Genomic DNA, 506 nt, shown 5'->3' with positions numbered 1-506 from the left:
CTTCAGTCACTGCGCCAGTGCTTGCCCCCGTTATTACAGCTGCATCGTCTTTACCATGAACCGTAATGACGAGATTCTGCGTGTCGGTACCACCGTCTTGGTCGGTCACCGTAATCGGAATGGTGACAGTTTGGTCTGTACCTGCGGCCAAGTGTTGATAGGCGCTGTGACTGGGATCAAAGGTGTACGACCCGTCGGCATTTAGCGTAAAACCGTCTATGGTCGGTGCGGTGTAGGTGGCCGTTTCATGGTCGTCAGTATCCGTTGCTGTAAGCTGGCCCGTTAGCAATTGGCCATCCTCTGTCACGCTTTGCGCTTGGATTTGCTGTAATACCGGCGCGTCATTTGTGCCCGTTAGGGTGATGACAAGATTCTTGGTATCAGTCGCGCCAGCTAGGTCAGTTACTGTCACAGGGATGGTGATGGTTTGTACATCGCCTTGCGCCAAATGGTTATAACTACCGTGGCTTGGGTCGAAGCTATAGCTACCATCTTGCTTTAGTACA

The 506-nt window shown here is 52.2% G+C and carries 1 protein-coding gene; it reads right to left on the bottom strand.

Going from position 1 to position 506, the window contains the following annotated elements:
* Positions 1-506, bottom strand: a 506-nt coding sequence (locus A3762_RS07565; protein WP_197469122.1) for a VCBS domain-containing protein, incomplete at both ends; no start/stop codon positions are given.

This window comes from Oleiphilus sp. HI0125 (genome assembly GCF_001635355.1).
This window is presented reverse-complemented; position numbering and strand designations above follow the sequence as displayed.